General features: G+C 32.4%; 20 protein-coding genes. 9 read left to right on the top strand and 11 right to left on the bottom strand.

Annotated elements, in window-relative coordinates:
* Positions 1-353: 353 nt before the first annotated feature.
* Entirely contained in the window at positions 354-1,808 is a 1,455-nt protein-coding gene (locus tag SB717_RS22135) for a magnesium transporter CorA family protein (protein ID WP_410904729.1), read from the top strand.
* A gap of 182 nt (positions 1,809-1,990) precedes the next feature.
* Positions 1,991-2,677 (top strand): TrkA C-terminal domain-containing protein, encoded by a 687-nt coding sequence (locus tag SB717_RS22130; RefSeq protein WP_410904728.1) that lies wholly within the window; start codon positions 1,991-1,993, stop codon positions 2,675-2,677.
* A 247-nt stretch (positions 2,678-2,924) separates the two neighbouring features.
* Here the strand turns inward: SB717_RS22130 and SB717_RS22125 are convergent, their stop codons facing one another.
* Both SB717_RS22125 and SB717_RS22120 read right to left on the bottom strand, forming a co-directional pair.
* Entirely contained in the window at positions 2,925-3,278 is a 354-nt protein-coding gene (locus tag SB717_RS22125; RefSeq protein WP_410904727.1) for a YflT domain-containing protein, read from the bottom strand.
* 254 nt (positions 3,279-3,532) lie between these two features.
* A complete protein-coding gene (locus SB717_RS22120) occupies positions 3,533-3,808 on the bottom strand; it encodes a hypothetical protein (RefSeq protein WP_410904726.1) in 276 nt (91 codons plus the stop codon).
* Positions 3,809-4,101: 293 nt separating this feature from the next.
* Here SB717_RS22120 and SB717_RS22115 point away from each other — a divergent pair, with 293 nt between their 5' ends.
* Positions 4,102-4,998 carry a YsnF/AvaK domain-containing protein gene (locus SB717_RS22115; RefSeq protein WP_410904725.1) on the top strand — a complete coding sequence of 299 codons (897 nt, stop codon included), beginning with the start codon at positions 4,102-4,104 and terminating at the stop codon, positions 4,996-4,998.
* A gap of 93 nt (positions 4,999-5,091) precedes the next feature.
* On the opposite strand, the gene SB717_RS22110 is transcribed toward SB717_RS22115, so the two are convergent.
* The 3 genes from SB717_RS22110 to SB717_RS22100 form a co-directional block, all read right to left on the bottom strand.
* Positions 5,092-5,517: a CBS domain-containing protein gene (locus SB717_RS22110; RefSeq protein WP_410904724.1), complete on the bottom strand. Its 426-nt coding sequence runs from the start codon at positions 5,515-5,517 to the stop codon at positions 5,092-5,094.
* 841 nt (positions 5,518-6,358) lie between these two features.
* Positions 6,359-7,210, bottom strand: a complete 852-nt coding sequence (locus SB717_RS22105; RefSeq protein WP_050691129.1) for an aldo/keto reductase — start codon at positions 7,208-7,210, stop codon at positions 6,359-6,361.
* Positions 7,211-7,604: 394 nt separating this feature from the next.
* Positions 7,605-8,033 (bottom strand): MerR family transcriptional regulator, encoded by a 429-nt coding sequence (locus SB717_RS22100; protein WP_261590131.1) that lies wholly within the window; start codon positions 8,031-8,033, stop codon positions 7,605-7,607.
* 306 nt (positions 8,034-8,339) lie between these two features.
* Here SB717_RS22100 and SB717_RS22095 point away from each other — a divergent pair, with 306 nt between their 5' ends.
* Entirely contained in the window at positions 8,340-9,521 is a 1,182-nt protein-coding gene (locus SB717_RS22095) for an MFS transporter (protein WP_410904723.1), read from the top strand.
* Positions 9,522-9,940: 419 nt separating this feature from the next.
* A complete protein-coding gene (locus SB717_RS22090) occupies positions 9,941-10,921 on the top strand; it encodes an aldo/keto reductase (protein WP_410904722.1) in 981 nt (326 codons plus the stop codon).
* A gap of 159 nt (positions 10,922-11,080) precedes the next feature.
* Here SB717_RS22090 and arsC read toward each other — a convergent pair whose 3' ends face one another.
* From arsC to SB717_RS22075, 3 genes are read right to left on the bottom strand one after another with little or no spacing between them, the layout of a single operon-like run.
* Positions 11,081-11,503 (bottom strand): arsenate reductase (thioredoxin), encoded by a 423-nt coding sequence (gene arsC / locus SB717_RS22085; RefSeq protein ID WP_410904721.1) that lies wholly within the window; start codon positions 11,501-11,503, stop codon positions 11,081-11,083.
* 24 nt (positions 11,504-11,527) lie between these two features.
* Complete coding sequence (locus tag SB717_RS22080; protein WP_410904720.1) at positions 11,528-12,826, bottom strand: arsenic transporter; 1,299 nt, start codon at positions 12,824-12,826, stop codon at positions 11,528-11,530.
* An 18-nt stretch (positions 12,827-12,844) separates the two neighbouring features.
* Positions 12,845-13,192, bottom strand: a complete 348-nt coding sequence (locus tag SB717_RS22075; protein ID WP_410904719.1) for an ArsR/SmtB family transcription factor — start codon at positions 13,190-13,192, stop codon at positions 12,845-12,847.
* A gap of 408 nt (positions 13,193-13,600) precedes the next feature.
* On the opposite strand from SB717_RS22075, the gene SB717_RS22070 reads away from it, so the two are divergent.
* Both SB717_RS22070 and SB717_RS22065 read left to right on the top strand, forming a co-directional pair.
* A complete protein-coding gene (locus SB717_RS22070; RefSeq protein ID WP_410904718.1) occupies positions 13,601-13,930 on the top strand; it encodes an ArsR/SmtB family transcription factor in 330 nt (109 codons plus the stop codon).
* Positions 13,931-13,980: 50 nt separating this feature from the next.
* A complete protein-coding gene (locus SB717_RS22065) occupies positions 13,981-14,415 on the top strand; it encodes an ArsI/CadI family heavy metal resistance metalloenzyme (RefSeq protein WP_410904717.1) in 435 nt (144 codons plus the stop codon).
* Between the two features lie 313 nt (positions 14,416-14,728).
* On the opposite strand, the gene SB717_RS22060 is transcribed toward SB717_RS22065, so the two are convergent.
* Together SB717_RS22060 and SB717_RS22055 are read right to left on the bottom strand one after the other, a co-directional pair.
* Complete coding sequence (locus SB717_RS22060; protein WP_410904716.1) at positions 14,729-15,190, bottom strand: GNAT family N-acetyltransferase; 462 nt, start codon at positions 15,188-15,190, stop codon at positions 14,729-14,731.
* Positions 15,191-15,337: 147 nt separating this feature from the next.
* Positions 15,338-15,706, bottom strand: a complete 369-nt coding sequence (locus SB717_RS22055; protein ID WP_410904715.1) for a hypothetical protein — start codon at positions 15,704-15,706, stop codon at positions 15,338-15,340.
* A 245-nt stretch (positions 15,707-15,951) separates the two neighbouring features.
* On the opposite strand from SB717_RS22055, the gene SB717_RS22050 reads away from it, so the two are divergent.
* Positions 15,952-16,632, top strand: coding sequence for a hypothetical protein (locus SB717_RS22050; protein ID WP_410904714.1), 681 nt, complete (start codon positions 15,952-15,954; stop codon positions 16,630-16,632).
* A gap of 155 nt (positions 16,633-16,787) precedes the next feature.
* Here the strand turns inward: SB717_RS22050 and SB717_RS22045 are convergent, their stop codons facing one another.
* A complete protein-coding gene (locus SB717_RS22045; protein ID WP_410904763.1) occupies positions 16,788-17,405 on the bottom strand; it encodes an NUDIX hydrolase in 618 nt (205 codons plus the stop codon).
* Positions 17,406-17,807: 402 nt separating this feature from the next.
* Between SB717_RS22045 and SB717_RS22040 the strand changes: the two genes are divergently transcribed.
* Positions 17,808-18,440 (top strand): hypothetical protein, encoded by a 633-nt coding sequence (locus SB717_RS22040; RefSeq protein WP_410904713.1) that lies wholly within the window; start codon positions 17,808-17,810, stop codon positions 18,438-18,440.
* The last annotated feature ends 37 nt before the right edge of the window (positions 18,441-18,477 follow it).

Here is an 18,477-nt window from a genome sequence, read left to right as displayed (position 1 = left end):
ATGACCTCCTTACTCCATTTCCAAAAATAAATAGTAGCTTATTTAATTAATTCCACTTGAGAAGAGAAAAAAACAATATATATATAATGGTTAAAATTAACATTAAAAATTGTTGGTGAATTCATTACTATTGAGAAAATTTCAAATATCGATAATCCTTTTTTTCCAGTTTATTATGATAAGCGAAACGGGAAATAGATATGAAAATAGCGATTCTCTAAGAAGTTTTCAAGCCCTATTCGTTGTCTATATAATTAGTCTATCTCTTTTGACCAAGTTAAAATTCTCTCACAGCAGGGTAAATAAATTAAGTTGAAAAATCCACTAAATTTTACTTTAAAGGGAGGAGAAAAATGCCAAACTTTAAGGGGCAAGATCAATCTGTAAAGGAATTTGTAGTAGAAAAAGCATATCTCCAATTTGTTTTTCCATTTGCTTTAAAAAAAGACGGTGCAGATGACTTAATACAACAACTTCGGCAACAAGGATATGAGTTTTTCACACTTGATAATGTCCATTTGCAAGATAAATACTATGGTGACCATACCGTTTCACATTATCATATGGAGAGAATTTTCCTACCTAATATTGAACCCATTATCTTTCCAACTGACTCAACGAAAAAAGAGGGTTTTAGAAGATTCTCTAAGGCATTCAATCAGGAATACTTTCTAAAAGGAAAGTACCTTCAAACGAATTTTCATCTATTGTCTATAGATATTATTATTTGTCCTTTTCAAATAGGCATGATGAATATACGCGTTGAATTACCTGATAACATGTCCTACTCAGAAGTAATGGAATTCACTGACTTATTTCGTGTAATGGAACCACTTATAGATGAATATTCAGATATACAGGTAGGGACAAAAAGTCACTCTTATAAAGAGATAAAAGATTTCGTTTTCGAATCATTATGTCCTTTTATGAAAGATTTTCTTGATCAAAAAAATACGAACTCTTCTTATTTTGGAAGCTTACCTTTCTATATAGATGAAAGATTATACGTAATAGGATATATAGCATTACAAGAAGATAGTATGGTCGATGTTGAAGAAATTTATCGATTAGGAAATATAAGTGGATTTGACAATAAAGGTCATCCGTTTATCGGAGCAAAAAATCCTGCTTATATGAAGCGATTTTATGATAATCATGTATACGACAGGTGGGCAGATGAAACGTATTATGTGGTAACAGATTATACATTTTCCTGTATAACCAAGTCACAAGGAGAGCTTACAGATATGCTCGCCAACCAAATGTTTGGACAATACTATTATTCATTTCTTCTTTTTTATTATTACCGAATTGCACTTATGAAGCTTAACTATGACCAAAGAAAACTTCATAAAGGCATAAAGGGAATGGATGTTGATAATCTTATTATGCAAATTACTGAGTTTTCAGCTAAAATTTACAATATCGAAATTAACAGTCGATTAGCAGGAAAAGAAATTTCTAATTGTTTAAAAAAAGTTTTGAATATAGATAAACTTTTTGCTCAGGTAAATAATACACTTAATGATTTATATAAAAATGAGGAAAGAATGGCTTCAAAAAGACATAACTATTTGTTACAGATTTTAACTGTTTACACAGTAATATCAGGGATTTATGGGATGAATCTAGTGATCCATAATTGGGAAGGCAAAATTGCTTGGAATAAACTTTCTCATTACACCATTTTTGAATATATTGCTTTATTTGTTGCTTTATCAGGGATTATCATTTCTACCGTAATGGCTATCCAAGCTGTTAGATCCTACATAAGAGCAAAAAAAAGAAGTAAGAAAAACTACTTATGAATAGTTACAATCTTAATTATTGTATAGCTATTCATTATTTCATATTTTTAATGAAAAGACTGCTCATCGAATATTGTAGGGAATGTATAATTTTAGATAGCTTGTTTCAGATAAAAGCAAAACAATTAAAATAACAATTATAAATCTAATTTTTCTAATATTGAATAATAAAGGAGGAAAAAGTGGAATTTACATTTACGGTTATTTATTTAGTGATAATAGCTACAATAATCGAAATTAACACCATTTTGTTTTCAATAACAGGAATAAAAAGACAAGTTGCTCGATTTCAAGTAATATCATTAATGACGGGAACTGGATTTACAACAGGAGAATCAGAAGTGATTTTAGGCCATCCTTTCAGAAGAAAATTAGGTATTTTTTTAATATTGTTTGGTGCTTTTTCATTTGCTGTTATTATCTCTTCTTTAAGTAGTATACTATCAAATGATGTGCTAACCCCAAAAGTATTATATATAGAAGTAGGATTGATTCTCATATTCCTTTTTTTAAAATTGCCATTCTTTCAAAAAGTTTTATCAGATAAACTTAAGGGAAAATCTGAGGAAACATTTGAAATGGAAGAATTACCAGTAAGTCAAATTTTATTAACTAGTGAATCAGATTGCATTTTAGAAATAAAAATTGATGAGAAGTCGTCTTATATTAGAAAGTCAGTAAATGAATGCATCCATAAAGATGAAGATATATTAGTACTTTTCTTAATGCGAGGAGAGTTAAGAATAAGGAATAAACTTAATAATTGTAAAATCCAAGCAGGGGATCGTTTATTGGTGTATGGAGATAAACAGTTAATTGAAGAAAAATTTAGGGAAGAAATAAAGAAGGCCGAAAAGGAAATGGTCTAAGAAGTTAGCTGTGAAAATAAAAATTATATAACATTAAAAACTTTTATAAAAACACTTAAGGTTTTAGGTTACTTCTTGACCTATATTTTTGTTTCTAACAGGTTTTAATTAGTTATTTTCTATCCTTATCTAATCAATACACTTTGTATTTTTGATAAAGACTATATTATAAAAAAATATATATAATTCTACAAAAGCTATCCAAGCTTTCTTCAATTAACTGGTGAAGAGAGTTTGGATAGCTTTTTTACTGATAGTACTTAATAGGAGGAAAATCATCTGTTTTTGTTGCAATCACTAGTATACGACCCCAATTCAATTCCTTTAAATATTGTTGAACTTCCTCATCCGATAATCCTAAAGAGGGAAGCTTAGAGTGTAGTTCATCTTTATAAAAATGAAGTGAATTTGCCATTGGTTTGTTGTCTCCAGGTTCTGATATACCGATATCATTTGTATTTAACACATTTGTCAATTCTTCAGTACGATCTCTTTCATGTGTTAATAAGTAGATATTATCTTTTCTGAATCCTAGGCTTAAAAATTGTTCAATAGCCTCTTTTACTTCATAACCATCCTTTACAACTCTTATTTTCTTCATTAAAAAACCTCCTTAATGACAGGCTGTTTAATTGAAGTTTGTGATATGAATAACTAGCTACCTTCTCGGACATCTCAACTATGCTTTAAACATTCTAAGCTAAGATATGAGACATATGAATATATTTATTGGAATTGAAATAGTAGATATAACTATAATGAAACATATATCTTTCAAATAGTTAAAATCTCTTCGAGATGCAACGGAACTGTTTTACAAGTATATTAATATAGTTAGTGATATAGGTTGATAATTCACTGTTTCTTTTCATTATAATATTGCACAGGGAACATAGATCCTTCTGAGACCATTTTATTATCTTCAATGTCTATAGGGTCTGGATGACCAGCTTTGTGTATAGGAAATGAGGCCAATTTTTGAGTCGACGACTTATATGGAACAGTCTTTTTTACACTTTGAACAAACTCTTTTATCTTATCTAAGTTTGATTTATCCTTCAATAGATAAGTTGTAATCCCTATGCTTACCGTTGAAATAGCAAGACCAGAAATAAGTGTTTTTTGTCGCATTCTACTTGCCCCTCTCTATTTTTATTTAAACTTTAAAACCATTTTCCCTATGTGATAGCTTAATAAACCTGTATTTTTAGATGTCGCTTACTAGCTTAAGGGTTATCCATTAAATCTTAAAAGCACATCGTTCAATTTAACTTATAGATTATCTCTTAATCGTATTCTAATTCAAATTTAGATGTTTTTATTATTCCAAAAAAAGTTTTATAAAAAGACATGCGGGTATTAAAAGTAACACAGATGAAATTAATTTTCTAAATAGCTTTTTATAATAGAAGGAGGAGTTACTAATGACAAAAAATGTAATAGGTACTTACGAAAATGAGGAGGCTGTGGTCACAGCTATTCAAAACTTAAAGACTCAAGGATTTCAAGAGAAGGAGCTTTCTCTCGTAACCACTAACGATATAGATGATGAGGATTATCTAGAAGTAGAAAACAAAGAGGGAATTGACATAAAGAGAATTGAAACGACGGAGACAGGTCATCAAGAGGAATCGATTATGGATAAAATTAAACATGTATTTTCACCAGATCACTACCAAGAGCCTCATAAAGATAAAGCTAAAGTGGAACAGCGCTTAATTAACCTAGGTGTCCCACTCACAGAAGCAGGTGCTTATGCAGATGACTTACAGAAAGGAAAAGTATTATTGGTAGTAAATGCTAATCGAGAGACAAAAACAAATTCTTTCCTAGAAAAGAGAGGGGATTCCCCTTTTGCCAAAGGTGGCTCTGTTTATGAGAAATCATTATATGGGGAACATCGTGAACATGAACACGACGTTCCAAAGACTGGAGAAGAACATATTGAGCTAAAAGAAGAACAATTACATGTAGATAAGGAAAGAGTCCAAACAGGAGAAGTTCAAGTCGATAAGGAGGTTCTTCATAAAGAGGAAACGGTCAATATTCCTGTAGAGCATGATGAAGTATATGTGGAGCGTCGTCCTGTATCCGATAAACGAGCCAATACACAGATTATTGAAGATGAAGAGGCTGTTCGCATCCCCCTTGAAGAAGAGAAAGTGACTGTATCAAAAGAGCCAGTGGTAACAGAAGAAGTAGTGGTGGGCAAACGACGTAAAGAAGAAAATGAAAAAGTATCGGAAACTCTAAGGAAAGAAGAAGTGAATATTAAAGAACAAGGAGAGCATGTAACATCAAATAATAAAAGAGCTAAATGAAACATAGTATAATAAATATTATCTATAAAAGAAGAGAACCACTACATAAGCAGTGGCTCTCTTTTTTGATTTGAAATTTCTTAATCTCTATTTTTAATTTTTAGTTTTAAATGAGGTTGAAATACCTTCAAGAGCTGTACCTGCTTTTTTACTTTCTTCAATACTTGTTGCTATATCACCCAGAGAAACAATGCCAATCAGTTTATCACCTTCCATAATAGGTAATCGTCTTATTTGATAACGGGACATTATCTCTGCAACTTGTTCTAGGGACATTTCTTTAGTACCAGTGATTACGTGCGGTTTTACTATTTCAGCTATCGGTGTTTTAGCGTTACAGTTATTTGCTAGCCCCTTCACAACTAAATCCCGATCTGTTACTAACCCAACTAGCTTATTGCCTTCACAAATTGGAATAGCTCCTACATCTAATTGTTTCATCAGATTAGCTACCTCGCCACAAGAACTTTTAAGATCACAAGTCTCAACATCTTTGGTCATTATTTCTGTTATATTCACGACAAAACCCCCTATTAACTAATTTTCTTATTGCACTTCATTCCCTTATACATTTTTATAAAACTTAATTTTGTATTCTATAAAATATCTTTAGAATTTTTTATAGACAAAAAAATAAAAAGAATAGAGAATTTTAAAAATAGGAAAGGTCTTTAGAGTTTATATTTTTAATAGGGAACTTATAAACAAAAGGATAGGATCTATATTTACATAGAACAAGTATTTAATAAAAAAATAAAATGTTATATTACTACATAAATAAATGAATGAATGAATAAAATCTCTTTAGAAATAAAAGTAATAGTTAACGTATTTTATCAAAAGATAGTTTAAATATTACTTATCTTGTAGAAAAAGTCCACATTTGTCGTCAGTAAGAGTAAATGATAAAACTATATTTTTTATAAAGAAGTTTATATATTTACCTATTTCTACAAAAAACGTTTACTTTGTATCTTTAATAAAAATTACATTATTAAAGATACATCAAAGTTAAATGATTATAAATTTTCTACTTAGTTATTATGAATGTAAAAATTTCTTGAAAGGTAAATAGAAGATAGAGTGGTATATGACAAAAGGTGAAAATCTCTATTTGTCTACATTTTGTGTAAATATTAAAATTATAGATATATTATAGATACTTTAGTATTTACAAGATATTCATATATGTAACAAGAAAAAGTAATCTCCCTTTAATGTAGTTAAAGGGAGATTGCTTCTTGGCGCGCGCATACACAAAATGTGCGCTTTCACTTCTGATAATTGGTGTTATGGTAACTAGATTTGTTAAGGACTGTATATCATTATTGAAAATCGGTTTTTTCAGTGCCGAATACCATTAAATATTAAATTTAACATTACCGAGCCATTTCACGAAGTCGGGTTCTCTATGGGAAAAGAATACACTCTCTTTCGTATCTAATGTTTTAATTGTCTCCATATCTTCTTGATTTAGTTCAAAGTCAAAGATGTTAAAGTTTTCGATAATTCTTTCTTTATGAACTGACTTTGGAATCGCAATGATTTCCCTTTGTGTCAACCACCGTAGAATCACCTGAGCAACGGATTTATTATACTTTTTGGCTATTGATACTAATACTTCATTTTGGAACATATTGTTTCTTCCTTCAGCAAACGGACCCCAAGACATTATCTGAATATTGTTCTCTTTCATGAGGTTATGACTTTCTATTTGTTGGCAGAAAGGATGTGTTTCAACCTGGTTTACTGCTGGAACTACTTCGTTATGAGTAATTAAATCTACCAAGCGATCTGGATAAAAATTGCTGACTCCAATTGCTCTAATCTTACCTTCTCGGTACAACTCCTCCATAGCACGCCAAGAGCCATATACATCACCAAATGGCTGATGAATTAAATATAAATCAATATAATCTACTTTTAGTCGCTCCAGCGACTTTACAAATGCTTTTTTTGCATTCTCATAACCTGCATCCTGAATCCAAAGTTTTGTTGTAATAAATATTTCTTCTCTTGGGATACCACTTCGTTTAATTGCTTTTCCGACTGCTTCTTCATTCATGTAAGCAGCAGCTGTATCAATTAGGCGATAACCAGCGATAAGGGCATCGTAGACAGCCTGTTCGCATTGCTTTGCATCTTCAATTTGATAAACCCCAAATCCCAATATTGGCATCTCTACACCATTGTTTAACATTACTTTTTGCATATACAATTCCTCCCTATACTTGATTCCAGTTACTCCTCTTAAGTTGAGGTTTATACATTAAGCACTCTTGTGCTATAGATAGGCTATCACCTTCGAGTAACACGAAGTCAATAGGTTTTAATTATTTTTTAAACAGGGTTCACCACATTTAAAATAAAAGAAATGATTAGTCTACTCAATATCATCAAATATTTATAAAAGTATATATAAAGAAAAAAGCACAAATCCGTTTAGTAATAACGAGTTTGTGCTTTTTTCTTTATAGTAAAATCTCTAATAAATTAAACAGGATGCCAGTTGGTAAATTAAGGTATAAGTAAGCCGCGTATTTTTCTCTTTTAATTAGGTTTTTCTAACCTGTCCTAAAAAACGATATTTTTGGTCACAGCACTCATTAACTTAAGGGCGCTTTATCCTGTATTTCATTTTTTGACCAGTTCCCTGGATTCATGTTATCTGGGACTACCTTATTCATAATATCACGGTAGTGATCCACTTTATTTACCATAAATTCTGCTCTTTGTTTCGCTTCTTCTAACTGAGCCAGAGCTTTGTCTCTCTGTTCTAAAAGTATCTCATAACGTTGTGGAATAGTAGATTCGCCTTCCAGACATAAATCTACATAAGTTTTGATGGCCTCGACAGACATACCACTCTGTTTCAAATGTTTTGCACCTCTAAGCCAATTAATAGATTGCTGATCAAAAAGGCGATTATTATTTTTATCACGCTGCAAACTTGGAACTAATCCTTTATCTGTATAGTAACGAACCGTATGTTCAGTCAGATCAAGGAGTTTCGCCACTTCTTTCACCGTATACATTAGTAAGTCCTCCTTAAAAAATATGTTAAAGTTGCTTAAAAAACCTTGACTTCGTGTTGCTCGAAGGTAGTAGGCTTATCGTAGCACAAAGGTGGTGAAGTTGTCATTCCAATACAAGGGATATAGCCGATTTCGGCCCATTTGGTGGCCACTTTAGTAATATCTTACAAAAAGGAAGAGGTGATTTATGTAATAAAAAGCGTAAGCTATTCACAGTAAAAAGAAAGATTCTAGGATAGTTCAAAGTAAATCACAAAGTGTACATCAATATAATTATTAATTAATGAAAGTAGGGGATAGCTTTTTATGTCTAAACGAAATAATTTACTTATTTTTATATTAACAATCGGAGTGTTCGGCATCTTAACAACTGAAATGGGTGTTGTTGGGATATTACCTTTAATTGCTGATCACTATCATATTAGTGTATCTCAAGCAGGGCTTCTAGTGAGCCTCTTTGCCCTTGCAGTTGCAATTTCTGGTCCTATACTGCCATTATTGTTTTCAGGCATAAATCGCAAGAAGGTCATGTTGCTTGTCCTTGCTATTTTTATCTTGGGTAACATTGTCTCTATGTTTGCATCAAACTTTACCCTATTACTAATTGCTCGTGTAGTTCCAGCATTTTTCCATCCTATTTATTGTTCATTGGCTTTGACAGTAGCTGCTACCTCAGTTAGCAGAGAAGAAGCTCCAAAGGCTGTTTCTAAAGTGATTTTGGGCGTAACTGCAGGTATGATACTGGGTGTACCCATTACGAATTATATTGCTAGTGCAACTTCTCTAGAAATCGCCATGTTATTCTTTGCTATCGTAAATGCATTGGCATTCATAGCTACATTGGTGTTTATTCCGTCAATGCCCGTTAAAGAAAGACTTTCTTATGGATCTCAAGTGAGCGTATTAAAAAGACCTCTAATTTGGTTAGCTATTCTAACGGTCATCTTTATAGGTTCCGCAACTTCTAGTGTGAATACTTTCATTACAGAATATCTTGAAACTGTTACGAATATATCAGGGAATATCTTAACTTTGGCATTATTTATATTAGGATTAGCTAGTCTAATTGGAAACCTTGTAGGTGGTAGATTGCTTACGAGAAATGCCATGAAAACCGCCATAACTTTCCCCATTTTATTAGGGATCGTTCATCTATTGTCATTATTTACAGGGACATCTACTGGACCTATGATGCTTACGATTTTGGTATGGGGATTCTTATTTGCTATAGGAAATAACGTTAGTCAATACTGGATTACTTCTGCGGCCTCTGAAGCTCCTGACTTTGCAAATGGATTATTTTTATCATTTAGTAATTTAGGGATAACCATTGGTACAGCAGTAGGTGGTTTATTTGTCTCAGGAATGGGGGCACAATACATCGTATTGGGAGGACTGTTATTCCTGATATTGAGTTTAGTATCTATTTTAATAAGAAAATATATGTTTGATTTCAAAAAAAACCTTTCAACAGAAGGGATGAAATAAACTACAGTTTGGAAAGGTTAAAAATTATTTAATATCTCTAAACGACAGCTTAATTTAAATATAAATGATATTAGAAAAGACAGGCTAAATAAAACTAGTCTGTCTTTTTATATGAGGATTTATTCCATTGTTACATTAATATCCATTAAAAGTATTGACTTCGTGTTACTCGAAGGTGATAGGCTTATATCCAATCGAGTTACTCAATTTGTCAATATAAATAGGACAAATAGGAATGACTTGGTCTATAAACCTAAAGGATGGGAGGAACTTATGAAAAAAGAAACGTATTACTTTTAAAATTTATTTAGGAAATAAGCTATGAGAATTGAAAAACAGTTATTACATGAAATATGAAGGACTACTTACTAAATAAGAATCAAGAAAAAGTATAACTATGAGAAAGGAAGGAATTATCAATGGAATATACGAAGCTTGGAAATACTGGTTTAGATGTATCTCGTTTTTGTCTTGGTTGTATGAGTTTTGGGGATGCTGTCAATTGGGTGCATCCATGGGTGCTTGATGAAGAAAAGAGTCGTCCCATTATTAAAAAAGCTCTTGATCTTGGTATTAACTTCTTTGATACAGCAAATGTGTACTCACATGGAGTAAGTGAAGAAATTCTGGGATCTGCCCTAAAGGATTATGCTAATCGTGATGAAGTTGTGATTGCAACTAAGGTACACCAACCCATGCATAAAGGACCTAATGGCTCTGGTCTTTCTCGAAAAGCTATCATGAGTGAAGTTGATAAGAGTCTGAAACGTCTTGGAACGGATTATATAGACCTTTATATTATCCATCGTTGGGATTACAATACGCCCATTGAAGAGACAATGGAAGCATTACATGACGTTGTAAAGGCTGGAAAAGCAAGATATATTGGTGCTTCTGCCATGTACGCATGGCAGTTCCAAAAAGCATTGCATGTAGCTGAGAAAAACAAGTGGACTAAATTTGTATCCATGCAGAACCACTTAAACCTTCTATATCGTGAAGAAGAACGAGAGATGTTACCTCTTTGCAAAGAAGAAAAAATTGGAGTAACTCCATATAGCCCACTTGCATCCGGAAGATTGACACGTGATTGGGCAGAAGCAACCTATCGTTCTAAAACAGATGAAATTCAAAAGTCTAAATATGATGGAACCATAGAAGCAGATCGATTAGTAGTGGAGCGAGTGGCATCAATCGCAGAAAAACATAGTATTTCACGTGTTCATGTTGCCCTTGCATGGTTGTTGCAAAAAGAACAAGTAACAGCTCCTATTATTGGTGCAACAAAAATATCCCATTTAGAAAATGCTGTAGATGCTCTATCTGTTAAGTTAACGCCTGAAGAAGTTGCATTTTTAGAAGAACCTTATATTCCTCACCAAGTAGTGGGTCATAACTAATCAATAACGCATCGAGTCCATTGACCCGATGCGTTATTTTTATCATCCATTAAATTAAGGGTTTAATTTTAATAATTTTGTTGGGACATTAGTTACCATAATGTGATTTCCAGGAAGAAATAAAGCAGCCTAAACATTAATAGGCTGCTTCTTGATTAATTATTTACCTGTTTCTGCGAAACGTTGAATACGTTCACTGATTTCGTCACGTACACGTTGGAAAAATGCCCACTTCTCTTCATCCGTTCCTTCTGCTTTAGCTGGGTCATCAAACCCCCAGTGTTCACGCTTCACATGACGGGGTGTCACTGGGCAATGATCTGCTGCGTGACCACATAAAGTGACGACTAAATCTGCATTATTCAAAATTTCAGGATCAATAACATCAGATGTTTGGTTTGAAATATCAACGCCTGCTTCTTTCATTGCCTTTACAGCATTAGGGTTTAGTCCATGTGCTTCAAGACCTGCACTGCGTACATCCCATTCGTCATTATTTAGATATTTTTTTGCCCAACCTTCTGCCATTTGGCTACGGCAAGAGTTACCTGTACATAAGAAATAAAGTGTTTTTTTAGACATGGGTAAAGTCTCCTTCATGATGTGTTATGAAATAATTAATAACCAAATATATAAACCAACAAGCGTAATAAACAGTGTTGGAATGGTTAAGATAATGCCTGTTTTAAAGTAAGTTCCCCAAGAAATTTTGACCCCTTTTGTCGAAAGAACATGAAGCCATAAGAGAGTAGCAAGGGAACCAATTGGTGTAATTTTTGGTCCTAAATCTGAACCAATGACATTAGCATAAATCAAAGCTTCTTTTATTGTTCCTGTTGCATGAGTTGCGTCAATAGCTAGCGCATCAATCATAACGGTTGGCATGTTATTCATAATCGATGAAAGAATGGCTGCAATGAATCCCATACCAATGGTTGCTGCAAACAATCCATGGTCAGCAGTTGCTTGAATTAAGCCTGCTAATACTTCTGTTAGACCAACATTACGCAATCCATAGACAACGACATACATACCAATCGAAAAGAAAACAATCGCCCAGGGAGCACCTTGCAATACCTTCTTCGTTTGAACTACCGAGCTTTGTCTTGCTATTCCTAAGAAGAAAATAGCGATGATTCCTGCGATAATAGAAACCGGAATATCAAAAAATTCCCCAATAAAGTAACCAAGAACTAAAATGATTAAGACGATTCCTGATAAACGGAACATTTTCTCATCTTTAATAGCATCAACTGGTTTCTGTAAATCGTCCAGATTGTATTTCTTAGGGATACTTTTACGGAAGTATAAATATAAGACGATAATACTTGCTAACAATGAAAATAAATCTGGAATGATCATACGTGAAGCAAACTCTGAAAAACGAATACCAAAGAAATCAGCTGATACAATATTCACTAAGTTACTTACCACAAGTGGAAGAGACGTTGTATCAGCAATAAATCCACTTGCGATAATAAATGGAAAGACCATTTTATCTTCAAATTTCAGTGCTCGTACCATTGCAAGTACGATAGGTGTTAAAATCAAGGCTGCTCCATCGTTGGCAAACAATGCTGCTACAACTGCACCTAGAAGAGAAACATAGACAAACATTCGAATGCCATTTCCTCCTGCAGCTCGCGCCATATGTAAAGCTGCCCACTCAAAAAATCCAATTTCATCTAAAATTAAGGAAATAATAATGACTGCAATAAACGTTAACGTTGCATTCCATACGATCCCTGTTACATTAAGAACATCATGGAAATCAACAACACCTGCTAAAAGGGCTAAAACTGCGCCTCCACATGCTGACCAACCAATAGATAAGTTCTTTGGTTGCCAAATGACAAAAATCAATGTCACTAAGAAGATGAGGGAGGCTAATATAACTGATACCACTTTATAAACCTCCTACTATTAGCAACAACTAATACGTAATCCTTGCTTTTCGAGTTCTTTTAAACGTTCATCTTGGCTTGGTAAAGATTCAAGTATATCAAGGATAAAATGATAATAATGGTTTTCTTTATTTAATGAATAGAAAATCCATTGTCCTTTTCTTTTTTCCCTTACAAGTTCGATATCTTTTAGTTTACGTAAGTTTTGGCTAATAGATGGTTGACTGGTCTTATAAATTTCAACTAACTCACAAACACAGCACTCATTGTTCTGTAATAACTTCATCATAGACAATCTTGTCTTATCTCCGAGTAACTTCAGTATTTGTGCGGCTTTCTCCACTTCCACCTGCGCTTTTACATCCATTCTGACTCGCCTCCTTGTTTTCAGACATAATTATATAAGTATTTTTTTATATGTTCAACAAAAATATACGTTTTTAGTATTAATCAAAAAAAATTGATTAATCTCTTGATTTATATAATTTTTCCAGATATGATGAATACATCGAAAAAATTTGATTAATAAGAAATGAGGGTTATAACAGTGAGAGTCAACAACTCTGGAAACTTATCTGTTAAGTACTTTCAATCGTATTTTCATTTAGTTATGAATACTCAAGGTATGAATCATAAGGAAGCAAGAAACCTTATTTTTCAGCGCTTTTTTCATCACGATCCTATGTTAAGAGGGAAGACCACATACATCAACTTTGAAAAAGCATACAAAAGCCTTGAATTTTAAATCAAAAAAAATTGATTAAGGAGAATGACGGTGGAAAAAATCAACGAGGTAAAGCAAACATTTAGGCAATACGAACAAAAATTTAAAGCTCTTGCCGATCAAAAAAGATTAGAAATTATGTATGAGCTTTGTCAACGAGGGCAGACATGCGTATGTGATTTAACTGAGTTCTTTGGAATGTCTCAATCTAAGCTCTCATACCACTTGAAAATTTTATTAGATGCAAATCTCATTGTTAAAGAAACAAAAGGAACATGGAGCTATTACGATCTAAATGATAAAGAAGTTAATCATATTCTGTCTGAAGAGCTTTGCTGCTTATTTAGAAAAGATACGAGTAAAAGCTGCTCATGCTCTTAATTTAATGAATTCAAAATAATATTATCTATAAGACCAAGGAGGAAGTTTAAATGAAATATGTGCACGTAGGAATTAATGTAACAGATTTAGAGAAATCTCTTGAATTTTATCAAAAAGTATTTGGTGCTAGCCCTGTAAAAGTTAAAGAGGATTATGCAAAATTCTTATTAGATGAACCTGGATTAAACTTCACATTAAATGTACGTGACGAGGTAAAAGGAAACCAAGTTAATCATTTTGGATTCCAGGTAGATACTCAGGAAGAAATATCTTCTCATAAAACACGATTAGAAAAAGAGGGCTTCTTTGCCCGTGAAGAAATGGATACGACTTGCTGCTACGCTGTGCAAGATAAATTCTGGGTAACAGATCCCGACGGAAACGAATGGGAATTCTTCTATACAAAATCAGATAGCGAAGTTCATAAGATTGAGGATAACGTTGGCCCAAATGAAAAATCACCTTCAAGTAATTCATGTTGTTAATCCTTAATTAAAGAATATACCTCTTATTTAAGAGAATTATAAATTCTATTTTTGAGAAAACTACTCAAGACGTTCTGCAGTTTCAGCTAACGATTGATTACCATTCATGAAACAGAAAAACTACTGACTCCAAGCAGTAGTTTTTTTCTGTTTTTAGGCCGTATATGATATATAACCATAGTTAACATAAAATCTTTTATCGGAAAAAAGCAAAAAAACTCATCCTCACAGGCGACTTAACTATTTGTATAACTTAAGTTATTAGAACTCAATATATATATCGGGGCTTATAGAAATTCGGATAATAAGAATTTTAGTCTGCAATAACATGCTTTGTTGATAAAAGCATATCGATGTGCGGGATATTATCTTCTAAATATGTTTCGGATATAGCTTGAAAGCCAAAGGAACTATAGAAATCTCTTAAATAGTCCTGGGCTTGAATCTTAACCGTTGTTTCTTTTAATTCATTTCGGATAAAATCTAGCCCCTTTTTTAAAAGTTCATCTGCCATTCCTTGTCCCCTATATTCTTTCTTTACAAAGACTCTACCAATAGAAATTTCTTGATAAGCAACACCTGCAGGTAAAATCCTTAAATATGCAACGATTTCTCCATTGTCTTCTTTAAAAAGGTGATAAGAAAAAGGATCTTTACCATCAACCTCTAGATAAGGACAATTTTGTTCAACTACAAAAATTAAAGTTCTTTCTTTTAAAAGATTATATAGCTCACTATTCGTTAAATCATCAAATTTTTTTAATTTCCAACTCATAATATTTCACCTCTTATATTTTGTTGCATTTACAATAAAAATAGAATATCTTAAATCTAACTTAATTTTATTGCATTTGCAATAAAAAAATAAAGAGGTCAAGTGAAGTGAATATAATATACAGGCTTAGTTGACATAATGTGCCTTCTAGGAATCTAAAACCTCTTTTAGCACAACTTTAAATTTGGGTCTAAATACTAAATCCATAATCATTATAAAACGGTCAATTCCTTGATCTATAAATAATCGAATTGCTTTGCTTTCTTTATTATCATTTATGATCTCAATCTTTGTAACCGATTCGAGACTGTAGTAAAAGATCTCATCATCTTCTAAATCCTTTACTGAAAGTGAGAAAGAATTATAGAATGGTGAGATTTTCACTTCAAACCTGTTCATTTCGTTCGTAAAGATGAAAGTGGACTCATCGTACAAAAAGCTCTCATTTTGGTCCTTTTTAAGTGGAATACACTCAAATAATGAAATAAAGTCTAATTCTTCGGGACAATCTCGCATTTGTTTCCTCCTTGATCTTAACTATCTATTTAAATAGATCCTTTTCCACAGTATTAAAAAAACAAAAAATCCTCAATTATTTTCCCATATACTTTAATACTCTTCAATTACCTTATGTATACTCCATACAAAGTTAGTTACCATAATCACAGTGATTGGTAGCATTTCTAAAATTAATGTTTAAAATGGTAGTTAGTTAAGTAATATTTAATTTTTATTTATAAACAAGAAGGGATACCATTTAAATGTTTGATATTCATATTATGGATTGGGCAAAGAAAAGACCTAAAAAGCATTACAATAATATACACGATCTTAGGGTTTTCGAATTGATTTTTTGTAGGAAATTAAAGGATCTAGGATTCGAATTAGACGAACTTAACAGCATTACTGTATATTGTTTAGCTAATCCCAATGAGGATGTATCATACTCAGAAGAGAAGGCTATCCATGGGGTTGAAATACTTCTTCCAGATGATTATATGTTATTTATAGAATTAGAGTCAGTTGAAGAAAAATATCAAGCATTTTGTAACATAGTTAGAAAATATATAGTACCTACTTTGGGAAAATACTCTACATTTTCTTTAGTAACTATACAGAAGTATGTAGAAGAAGCTCTAGAAGAAATAGTTAGCCAAGGTTATGAAGCCATTTTTCTAGCTGCAAAAACACCAAAGAAAAGCCCTAATCGCAAGCTCTTAGCAATGTTAAAGGGAGTGCATAGATATTCTGGATTTCAATTATGGTGTGAAGTTTACAATGAAAGAGGCTTAAGAATAATTAATGAGCTACTGGTCGAAGAAGTTGGGAATGAAGTTGTATATGCTAGATTCTTAGGAGAGCTGAAATGGGAAAGCAATCAATTGATTACTATTAAGTCTAAAACAAGCAGTTGGATGAAAGAAGTCCATATCCCTTTATAATATAATTTCTACTTGTATATGGTATCCATATCCTTAGTTACCATAATCACCGTTATCGGAAATCCTAATTATAAAAAAGCCTTTGAAATAGCTTATTCCAAAGGCTTTTTAGATGAATATATATTTTTAAAAATGTTCTTAAATGTTATTACAAATCAATCAAAGTATACAGGTTCTTTAGGATTATATAAATGTTTAAAAGCTATTTCAATTTGTGTCTTTGTATTTCGAGCTATTGATAAGGGCGGCAATTTATTTTCAGCAAAGAATTCCACAGCACTTGTTTCTACGCCCTTCATCGGTTGTCCCCCAATGATTTCACATTGAATAAACATTTTATAAATATGAAAAGGTGAAGGAGGATGTGGATGACATTTCATATCCATTACAGCTAATAATTTGACAGCTTTCACATCAAATCCCGATTCTTCTTTTACCTCTTTAACTGCTACTTCACTTGGAGTTAACCCAATATCAGCCCAGCCACCAGGTAACGACCAACTACCATCTGAATTTTCTTTGACCATTAATATTTTGTTATCCTTAAAGATCACGGCTCTAATATCTACCTTAGGTGTTGCGTAACCAGTTTCACTTGCAAATAGGTCTTTTATGACTGTCATTTCCATACCTGTTTGTTGTGATAACATTTCGACACTTATATTTCTTATTAGTTCAAATCTCTCTACATCATAAATATCTTTTGAATAAGCTAATCCTGCTTGTGCAAGGGATTGAAGTTGCTTCGCCCAATCAAGCCACTTATGTTCTATGAGTATCACCGCCTTCTTAGTAATAACCTAATATTACCATAAAGAAGAATTAAGTGTTTGTGTTGTCATTTAATATTTTCATCCTATACAAACCTATTTGACATAATGTACCTTTCCGGTACACATCACAAAAACGACTCCATGGTAGACAAGGGCTGTTTCGCTTTTCATATTTATCGTCTATACAACTTTTTATAATTATGCTTCTACGGAAAAATATAGTTTTTCATGAATACTCATATGAAAAATTCAAATATTTCTCTCTCAAAAGATATATTCATACAAAAAAATTCATTATACAACAAAACTTTACAATTTCTTAACGTTAATACCATTTATTTACACAGTTAATTAATATATCATTTAACTGTGTTCTAGAAGAATTAAATTGGGGGAATCATTTTGTTGAAGAAATTTTTAGTTTTAGCTATGCCGTTTATTTTCGTATTAGGTCTTACATTTAATTTTGAGGTCAATGCTGCTTCTGATCAAATAACTCTTGAAAATCAAAAACAAGCGTACAAAGAAGAGTTAGCAAATTTAACTCAAGATGAAGTGATTGCTAACTTTGAAAGAATTAATAAACAATACGCTATGGAAGAACCGTTTTCAGCAAAAGATCAAACTTTTATTGAAATGTACGCTAAAAAACCTTCAGCAATGACTTTGTTTGCTTCAAAAAGTATTTCTGGATCTAACTCATCTAATGGTGTTACGGTAAAAGTAAGTGGAACGATTAAAGACGATATCCAAAATGTCGTTAATCAAAGTTTTAGCGCATCTAATTTAAAAACAAGTACAACAGCAGGAGCAAGTAAAGTATCCTCTGTAAAAACAGTAGTATATCACAATGCTTACGGATTAGTTGGTAGTGGAGGCGTTGGTAAAGTATATTCCGGTACACTTTCCACTTCAGGTAAAAATACAACATTAACCGCAACTAAAAGATACACTGCAGTTGTAGCTTATGCTTCAACATGGTGTACTGTTACTGTTAAACATTCTGGCGGTACCTTTACAGTAAATCCAAAATAATGGTTACAAAGGAGAATACATATGTTAAATAGTTTTG

This window comes from Priestia sp. SIMBA_032 (genome assembly GCF_046535215.1).
In the GTDB taxonomy this organism is placed as follows: Bacteria; Bacillota; Bacilli; order Bacillales; family Bacillaceae_H; genus Priestia; species Priestia aryabhattai.
Note: the sequence above shows the minus strand (reverse complement) of the source record. Positions and strands in the feature narration are given on the sequence as shown.

Bases quoted from the DNA above. Each gene is read 5' to 3' on its own strand.
- SB717_RS22050 (WP_410904714.1), top strand. From the start codon at position 15,952: ATGTTTGATATTCATATTATGGATTGGGCAAAGAAAAGACCTAAAAAG.
- SB717_RS22055 (WP_410904715.1), bottom strand. From the start codon at position 15,706: ATGCGAGATTGTCCCGAAGAATTAGACTTTATTTCATTATTTGAGTGT.
- arsC (WP_410904721.1), bottom strand. From the start codon at position 11,503: ATGTCTAAAAAAACACTTTATTTCTTATGTACAGGTAACTCTTGCCGT.
- SB717_RS22120 (WP_410904726.1), bottom strand. From the start codon at position 3,808: ATGCGACAAAAAACACTTATTTCTGGTCTTGCTATTTCAACGGTAAGC.
- SB717_RS22105 (WP_050691129.1), bottom strand. From the start codon at position 7,210: ATGCAAAAAGTAATGTTAAACAATGGTGTAGAGATGCCAATATTGGGA.
- SB717_RS22095 (WP_410904723.1), top strand. From the start codon at position 8,340: ATGTCTAAACGAAATAATTTACTTATTTTTATATTAACAATCGGAGTG.
- SB717_RS22125 (WP_410904727.1), bottom strand. From the start codon at position 3,278: ATGAAGAAAATAAGAGTTGTAAAGGATGGTTATGAAGTAAAAGAGGCT.
- SB717_RS22060 (WP_410904716.1), bottom strand. From the start codon at position 15,190: ATGAGTTGGAAATTAAAAAAATTTGATGATTTAACGAATAGTGAGCTA.
- SB717_RS22075 (WP_410904719.1), bottom strand. From the start codon at position 13,192: ATGGATGTAAAAGCGCAGGTGGAAGTGGAGAAAGCCGCACAAATACTG.
- SB717_RS22090 (WP_410904722.1), top strand. From the start codon at position 9,941: ATGGAATATACGAAGCTTGGAAATACTGGTTTAGATGTATCTCGTTTT.
- SB717_RS22100 (WP_261590131.1), bottom strand. From the start codon at position 8,033: ATGTATACGGTGAAAGAAGTGGCGAAACTCCTTGATCTGACTGAACAT.
- SB717_RS22135 (WP_410904729.1), top strand. From the start codon at position 354: ATGCCAAACTTTAAGGGGCAAGATCAATCTGTAAAGGAATTTGTAGTA.
- SB717_RS22065 (WP_410904717.1), top strand. From the start codon at position 13,981: ATGAAATATGTGCACGTAGGAATTAATGTAACAGATTTAGAGAAATCT.
- SB717_RS22115 (WP_410904725.1), top strand. From the start codon at position 4,102: ATGACAAAAAATGTAATAGGTACTTACGAAAATGAGGAGGCTGTGGTC.